Genomic DNA, 7,807 nt, shown 5'->3' on the forward strand with positions numbered 1-7,807 from the left:
CAGTAGCACGACCACCTAAAGAACCATCTGTTGCTGTTTAATACCCAAGATTCTTCATACTTTTGCTAAGTCTCTGATTAACTCAGCCCTGCTGGGTCATTTTCCATTGCTTAGTCTAAACTCCAGTAAAAAAGTAAAACTACCGTCACACAAAGGTTTTAGTGATAGCGTTCGCGTTGCCAAAAAATGGATAAAGTCGAGCTAATAGGATGTTTGAAAAGTATTGGGCGATTGGAAATCGCGGCTATACAAACTTTCGTCCGCCTATAGCGCTTGCGCTGCGCTTCTCGTAGAGAAGCTTCTCCAACGCGCACCACGCGGACTAATGAAAATCATGCTTTTGAAACCCACGTAGGTGGGTTTTGCTTGTGTAGCCGCGACTTATAGTCGCCAAGGCAAGTCATAAATTAAACTTTTCTAGGACTTACGCAACTGGCACACAAGGCTTCTGGTATAAGAGTCAAGGGTCAAGGGTCAAGGGTCAAGGGTCAAGAATCAAGGTTTTTTGGACTTTTGACCTTTGACTCTGGACAACCTCTGGCGTTAAAAATATGACACTTGCGTAAGTCCTGTTTTCAAACAACCTCTAAGACTTTAGGAAAACCACGTAAAACAGAATTGGGGAACTGTTGAACAGTCTCATCCAGAGCCAAATGACTAGGGTGACAAACGCTCTATCTTCCAACTACTGTCATCTAAGCGAGTATAAAGCAAGCGATCGTGCAGGCGGCTAGAGCGTCCTTGCCAAAACTCAATTTCTGAGGGGATCACTCGTAAGCCTCCCCAATGAGATGGTCGAGGAATCTCTTGATTTTCATATTTACTCTGAAATTCCTGTAAGCGTTGCTCTAAAACTTCTCGGTTTTCGATTACCTCGCTTTGATTAGATACCCACGCGCCCAGACGACTATTGGCAGGACGGCTATTAAAATATTGATCAGATTCTTTTTCCGATACTTTCTCCACATATCCAGAAATTCGGACTTGGCGTTCCAGTTCTGCCCACCAAAAAACTAAGGCTGCTTGGGGATTTTCTGCTAGTTCTTGCCCTTTATGACTGTTGTAATTGGTGAAGAAGACAAAGCCCCGTTGATCAAAATCTTTCAATAGCACCATTCTGGCTGAAGGTGTACCTTCCGGTGTAGCTGTGGCAATGGTCATAGCATTGGGTTCCGGGAGTTGCGCTGCTAGTGCCTGATTGAACCATTTTTTAAATTGTATAAAAGGATTAGGGTCAATTTCAATTTTGCTCAAACCTTCTAAGGTGTAATCTTTGCGAAGGTCAGCTATGGTTTTGTCCATCGTAATTTGCTTCCTTGTGAGCAGATACTCTTATACACGTCTTTGATAAAATACCTGTGATGATGATCAGCGCCAACACCAGTTTTACAAATTCTTTCAAGGAATATCTAAAATAGGTTGCATCAAATGCGCCGTTCGGCCTCTCTTCAACGTTTGTTAATCTATGGTCTGAGCGGCCCGGTTATTGCTCTCAATGTCTGGCTGCTGTCTGTACTTTTTCGCTATTTCCAGCATCCCATTACTATTCTGAGCGCTGCGGCGATTCTGGCTTTTCTACTAAATTACCCCGTCAAGTTCTTTGAACGCGCTCAAATCACTCGCACTCAGGCGGTGATTATTGTTTTACTGGCAACTTTAACCCTTTTGGTGATTCTGGGTGTCACACTAGTGCCGTTGGTAATCGACCAAACCATCCAACTGTTAAATAATATTCCTGATTGGTTAACCGCTAGTCAAGCAAATCTGGAACAGGTTGAGAAATTGGCCAAGCAAAGACGTTTGCCTCTTGACTTGAGGGTTGTGAGCAATCAAATCAATGCCAACATTCAGAATCTGGTGCAACAGCTAGCTTCTGGTGCTGTAGGATTTGCCGGGACGCTGCTGTCAGGATTACTGAACATAGTGTTAGTTGTAGTGCTGGCGTTTTATATGCTGCTGTATGGCGATCGCGTGTGGTATGGTCTAATCAACCTTTTGCCGTCTAATATTAGCGTCCCCTTGAGCAGATCCTTGCAGATAAATTTCCAGAATTTTTTCCTCAGCCAATTGTTACTGGGGCTATTTATGATGGTGACTCTCACGCCAATCTTCTTGGTTATAAGAGTACCGTTTGCTCTGTTATTTGCTATACTCATCGGTCTGTCTGAACTCATTCCCTTTATCGGGGCAACTCTAGGCATTGGTTTAGTGACAATTTTAGTGCTACTGCAAAATTGGTGGTTAGCAGTTCAAGTGGCCTTGGCGGCAGTTCTGATGCAGCAGCTAAAAGACAACCTATTAGCTCCCAAGTTATTGGGTAACTTTATCGGACTAAATCCCATCTGGATTTTTGTGGCTATTTTGATGGGGTTCGAGATTGCTGGATTTTTGGGGACATTAGTTGCTGTTCCGATTGCCGGTACTATCAAAGGTACTTTCGATGCTATTAAGAGTGGCAAATCGGAGAATTTTGTATCAACTGTCACTATTGCTCAGGATCCGCCCCGAAATTGAGACAGAGGTCTAAAAGTTAAAGGTGATAAAGACAAAATTTTTAACTTTGTAATACCATGTGGTTGTCTAATTTAATTGTTGAAACTTATGCGATCGCCATCTGGCAATTCCTGAATAGAAGCAGCACAAGTGAACGTGTAGAGTATACGAGCACAGGCTCAAAAATTTACTGTTGAATTTATTCTGTTTGGAATCTGATTACTTAACTTAAAACTGGTTGATGGATGCTTCCGAGCTATTAGAAACAATTACACTCCTCATTGATCAAGCTGAACGGGGAGAGATAGATCCTTGGGATGTGCAAGTAATCGAGGTGATTGACCGTTACTTAGAACTAATGGCACCAGAGACAACAGAAAGAAGCTATGAAGCCGACTTGTCTCAATCTGGACAGGCTTTTTTGTCAGCATCAATGCTAGTTTTATTCAAAGCAAACACCTTAATGCAATTATCTTCAGGAGCAGATGCACAAGAAGGTGTAGCAGATGATCCCATGTTAGAAAGTGAAGATGGGATATTACATCAGGCTCACCGTCTGCCATTAGAACGACAATTGCGTCGTCGCCCAGCGGCAATGCCACCACCCAAACGCCGCGTCACTCTGCAAGAGTTAATTGAGCAATTGCAGATCATGGCGAACCAGCTAAAACTTGTACAGAAAGTCAGTAAACCTATTCGTCCAAAGCGTCAGCCTAGTGTCCAAACAATGCGGGAGGCACTAGAGTTAGCTCACCAAGAAAATCTGACGGAAGTAGCTAGGGAACTAGAGCAGGTATTGTATCTTTCAGCAAGAGAGTCACATTTAGAACAAAATTGGTTGAATCTGGAACAACTTGTAGAGTTGTGGTCAAAGACAAAGCAACCATACCAAAATGGGTCTGGCCATGAGTCAAAACACACTAACCTAGTTAGTGTTTTCTGGGCACTACTACTACTTTCGGCTCAATCCAAAGTAGAGCTATTTCAAGAGGAGTTTTACCATGAGATTAAAATTCGCTTACTTATAGATACAGCCAACACCTACCAACCCTTCGAGCAACCGATGAACTAATTAAGTCCAAAGTAGCCCTACAGATAATTTACAGATTTTTGCTTCAGCCCCAAAATCCGAGTAAATTGAAAAGATAACTGATCGCTTGTCATCTAGATATACTCATGGTTGCAATAACCAGCAAATTCCCGTTATTTCTATGTTTAGGAATAACTTAGAGCATAAATAAAAACTGATGATTAAGTATCACTCGATGAAAGTAAACTGGCTTGTGGTTGAGGAATAAACTTTTATGAAAGCGATGATTCTCGCGGCGGGCAAGGGTACTCGCGTTCGTCCGATTACCTATACAACTCCCAAACCGATGATTCCTATCCTGCAAAAGCCAGTGATGGAATTTTTACTGGAACTGTTACGTCAACATGGATTTGACGAAATTATGGTCAATGTTAGCCACTTGGCTGAGGAAATAGAAAACTATTTCCGTGATGGGCAGCGGTTTGGCGTGCAGATTGCCTACTCTTTTGAAGGTAAAATTGATGACGACGGTAAACTAGTGGGGGAAGCAATCGGTTCTGCTGGAGGGATGCGCCGCATCCAAGATTTCTCACCGTTTTTTGATGATACCTTTGTGGTGTTGTGCGGTGATGCTTTGATTGATCTAGATTTGACTGCCGCAGTTAAGTGGCATAAATCCAAAGGATCGATCGCTACTATCATTACAAAATCTGTTCCCCGGGAAGAAGTTTCTAGTTATGGTGTGGTCGTCACTGACGAAGATAGTCGTGTTAAAGCTTTTCAAGAAAAACCTTCAACCGAAGAAGCTCTTAGTACTAACATCAACACGGGTATTTATATTTTTGAGCCAGAGGTATTTAATTACATTCCCTCTGGAATAGAGTACGACATCGGTAGCCAATTATTCCCCAAACTGGTGGAAATCGAAGCCCCATTTTACGCTATCCCTATGGACTTTGAATGGGTAGATATTGGTAAAGTACCAGACTACTGGCGGGCAATTCGGGGTGTGCTGCTGCGTGAAATCAAAAACGTACAAATTCCAGGTCATGAAATCGCTCCTGGGATCTATACTGGCTTAAATGTTGCCGTAAATTGGGACAAAGTGGATATCACAGGCCCAGTGTATATCGGTGGCATGACCAGAATAGAAGACGGAGCTAAAATTGTGGGCCCAGCCATGATTGGCCCCAATTGCTGGATATGCAGCGGTGCAACGGTAGAAAACAGCGTGATTTTTGAATGGTCGCGCCTAGGGCCAGGAGTCCGTCTAGTTGATAAGCTGGTATTTGGGCGTTATTGCGTGGATAAGACTGGAGCCGCGATCGATGTCCAAGCAGCCGCTTTAGACTGGCTGATTACTGATGCCCGTCAAACACCACCATCTCAGACACCTGTTGAGCGACAAGCGATCGCTGAATTGCTGGGGACAAATACAAATTAGGGAATGGGGCATGGGGAATGGGGAATGGGGCATGGGGAATGGGAATTAATGCCCAATGCCCAATGCCCAATCCCCAATCCCCAATCCCCAATCCTAACTATTCAGATACGTGTATCGTCGCAGACTCTGCTCATAAGTTTGCAGTAATCGCTGAGATTCTGCCAGAGTGATGCGCTTTTCCTCCAAAGCTTTTTCACAACGCTGGCGGATGTTTTCCACCATATCTTCAGAATCATACTGCACATAGCTCACGACTTCGCTCATAGTGTCACCCTTGACAACGTGTTCAATCTGGTAGCCTTTGGGAGTCAAATGGATATGAACTGCGTTGGTGTCGCCAAAGAGGTTGTGCAAATTGCCCATAATTTCTTGGTAAGCTCCATTCAGGAACATCCCCAAATAATAGGGTTCTCCCGGTTTGTAGGGGTGCAGTTCTAAAACCGATTTGACATCGCGCAGGTCAATAAAGCGATCTATTTTACCATCACTATCGCAGGTCAGGTCAGCTAGAATGCCCCGTCGCGTCGGTTCTTCATCTAGGCGGTGGATAGGCAGGATTGGGAACAACTGGTCGATCGCCCAGCAATCCGGTGCTGATTGAAACACAGACATATTGACGTAGTAGATGGAAGCCATGATTTTTTCTAGGTCTTCCAATTCATCGGGTACGTATTCTTGCTGCCTAGTAATGTCAAGGATTTTTTTACAACAAGCCCAGTAGAGTCGCTCAGCTTTTGCTCTTTCTTTGAGGCGTAAAATTCCTAAATTGAAGCGGCTGATAGCTTCTTCTTTGAATTGAGTGGCGTCGTGGTAAAACTCCTGGTAATTCTCTATGTTGATTGATTGGTAGGTTTCCCACAAGTAATTAATAACTGGGGATTCGCCCTCTTGCGGAGGCTCTGGTGAATCAAGGGGGACATCGCTAGTACTGAGAACATCAAAAATCAGTACCGACTGATGGGAAGCGATCGCCCGTCCACTTTCACTAATCAGTGTTGGTACGGTAATTTGCCGCTCAGCACAGGTATCTTTTAACTCTGCCACAATATCATTGGCATAGTTCTGCATATTGTAATTTTTCGAGGTGTAGAAGTTGGTTTGGGAACCGTCATAATCTACACCCAAGCCACCGCCAACATCGAGATATTTCATATCTGCCCCCAGCATTGCCAACTCCACGTAGATGCGGCTGGCTTCTTGGATGGCATCTTTAATTACATTAATTGCAGAAATTTGTGAGCCAATATGAAAGTGCATCAACTGCAAAGAATCGAGCAAGTCAGCTTCACGTAACCTATCGACTGCCTCCATTACTTCAGGCATTGTCAAACCAAACTTAGCGCGATCGCCACTGGAGGTTCCCCAACGTCCCATTCCCTGGGTACTGAGTTTAGCGCGAACTCCCAAAATCGGTTTGATACCTAACTGGCGGTTAGCAGCAATTACCAGATCGACCTCTTCAATCTGTTCTAAAACGATAATCGGTGTTTGCCCTAGTCTTTGGGCTAACATTGCCGTTTCGATGTATTCACGGTCTTTGTAGCCATTGCAAACTAGCAATGCTCCTGGTGTATCCAGGGTAGCCAGAGCAATCATTAATTCTGGCTTGGAACCAGCTTCTAGTCCAAATTGATGTGGCTTGCCAAATTTTACTAAATCTTCAATCAAGTGCCGTTCTTGATTGCACTTGACGGGAAACACGCCACGATAGACACCAGCGTAGTTGTAGCGGGCGATCGCTTTAGCAAAACAAGCATTCAACCGCTCAATCCGGTTTTCCAAAATATCGGAAAATCGAATCAATATGGGAAGTCCCAAATTACGCTGCTTCAAGGAATTGACTAATTCAAACAAGTCTAGAGAACCCCCGCGATCGCCCTTAGGAGAAACAGTGACATGACCAGCAGCGTTAATCGAAAAATAAGGCTGTCCCCAACCTTCAATGCGGTACAGGGCTTCACTATCCTCTATTTTCCAGGAGCGAGGTACATCTCCTGTGGTAGTACTAGGTGGTAACAATTTTTTGTGCTTGTGATTTTTCACTTCAGATTTGTGTCCATTGGACGGTACTTTTACCACCTCGTCAGATGTAGCACTTGACTCAACACCCATTTATTCCTGACCTCTGTGTTTCACCCACGAATTAACAATTTAGCGCATTCATTTGCGAACGGATATGCACCCAAAGATAATTTCTGAGATAAACTCTGATTGGTCAAGAGTTAAGAGTCAAGGGTTAAGAGTCAAGGGTTAAGGATCAAAATCAATACTTGGACTCTTGACTTTGGACTTTGGACTCTTGACTCGGAACAATTGAGCAGATAAAAAATTTATTAAGTTTTGGGAGTTAGCTTTGGAACGCACATTCTTAGCAATTAAGCCTGATGGCGTACAGCGTGGACTGGTGGGTGAAATTATCCGTCGCTTTGAAACTAAAGGTTTTACCTTGGTTGGTTTGAAGTTCCTGAAAGTCAGTCGGGAATTAGCTGAACAGCACTATGATGTTCACCGCGAAAGACCTTTTTTTGGTGGTTTAGTTGAATTTATCACTTCTAGCCCAGTGGTAGCGATGGTGTGGGAAGGAGATGGCATAGTTGCTTCTGCTAGAAAAATTATTGGTGCGACGAACCCACTAACAGCAGAACTAGGAACAATTCGGGGCGATTTTGGGCTTAATATTGGTCGTAACTTAATCCACGGTTCTGATGCTCAAGAAACCGCACAACGAGAAATTGCCCTGTGGTTTAAGGATGAAGAATTGGTCAGTTGGCAACCCCACTTGACTCCCTGGTTGCACGAGTAGTAAAGAGGAAATAGGGGATGGGGCATGGGGCATAGGG

General features: G+C 43.9%; 6 protein-coding genes. 4 read left to right on the forward strand and 2 right to left on the reverse strand.

Annotated elements, in window-relative coordinates; translation table 11 throughout:
- Positions 1 to 657: 657 nt before the first annotated feature.
- A complete protein-coding gene (gene pdxH / locus IQ246_RS27680; RefSeq protein ID WP_194006495.1) occupies positions 658 to 1,302 on the reverse strand; it encodes a pyridoxamine 5'-phosphate oxidase in 645 nt (214 codons plus the stop codon).
- Between the two features lie 126 nt (positions 1,303 to 1,428).
- Here pdxH and IQ246_RS27685 point away from each other — a divergent pair, with 126 nt between their 5' ends.
- From IQ246_RS27685 to IQ246_RS27695, 3 genes are all read left to right on the forward strand, one after another.
- Positions 1,429 to 2,514: an AI-2E family transporter gene (locus tag IQ246_RS27685; protein ID WP_194006496.1), complete on the forward strand. Its 1,086-nt coding sequence runs from the start codon at positions 1,429 to 1,431 to the stop codon at positions 2,512 to 2,514.
- A gap of 220 nt (positions 2,515 to 2,734) precedes the next feature.
- A complete protein-coding gene (locus IQ246_RS27690; RefSeq protein ID WP_194006497.1) occupies positions 2,735 to 3,565 on the forward strand; it encodes a segregation/condensation protein A in 831 nt (276 codons plus the stop codon).
- 232 nt (positions 3,566 to 3,797) lie between these two features.
- Entirely contained in the window at positions 3,798 to 4,967 is a 1,170-nt protein-coding gene (locus tag IQ246_RS27695; protein WP_194006498.1) for a sugar phosphate nucleotidyltransferase, read from the forward strand.
- A 93-nt stretch (positions 4,968 to 5,060) separates the two neighbouring features.
- On the opposite strand, the gene speA is transcribed toward IQ246_RS27695, so the two are convergent.
- Positions 5,061 to 7,079, reverse strand: a complete 2,019-nt coding sequence (gene speA, locus IQ246_RS27700) for a biosynthetic arginine decarboxylase (protein ID WP_194006499.1) — start codon at positions 7,077 to 7,079, stop codon at positions 5,061 to 5,063.
- A gap of 241 nt (positions 7,080 to 7,320) precedes the next feature.
- Here speA and ndk point away from each other — a divergent pair, with 241 nt between their 5' ends.
- Positions 7,321 to 7,770 carry a nucleoside-diphosphate kinase gene (ndk, locus tag IQ246_RS27705; protein ID WP_194006500.1) on the forward strand — a complete coding sequence of 150 codons (450 nt, stop codon included), beginning with the start codon at positions 7,321 to 7,323 and terminating at the stop codon, positions 7,768 to 7,770.
- Positions 7,771 to 7,807 lie beyond the last annotated feature (37 nt).

Origin of the sequence: aff. Roholtiella sp. LEGE 12411 (genome assembly GCF_015206995.1) — a bacterium.
Taxonomy (GTDB): Bacteria; Cyanobacteriota; Cyanobacteriia; order Cyanobacteriales; family Nostocaceae; genus Komarekiella.

Excerpts from the sequence above, each read along its gene's own strand:
- IQ246_RS27695 (WP_194006498.1), top strand. The coding sequence starts at position 3,798 with ATGAAAGCGATGATTCTCGCGGCGGGCAAGGGTACTCGCGTTCGTCCG.
- pdxH (WP_194006495.1), bottom strand. The coding sequence starts at position 1,302 with ATGGACAAAACCATAGCTGACCTTCGCAAAGATTACACCTTAGAAGGT.
- IQ246_RS27690 (WP_194006497.1), top strand. The coding sequence starts at position 2,735 with ATGGATGCTTCCGAGCTATTAGAAACAATTACACTCCTCATTGATCAA.
- speA (WP_194006499.1), bottom strand. The coding sequence starts at position 7,079 with ATGGGTGTTGAGTCAAGTGCTACATCTGACGAGGTGGTAAAAGTACCG.
- IQ246_RS27685 (WP_194006496.1), top strand. The coding sequence starts at position 1,429 with ATGCGCCGTTCGGCCTCTCTTCAACGTTTGTTAATCTATGGTCTGAGC.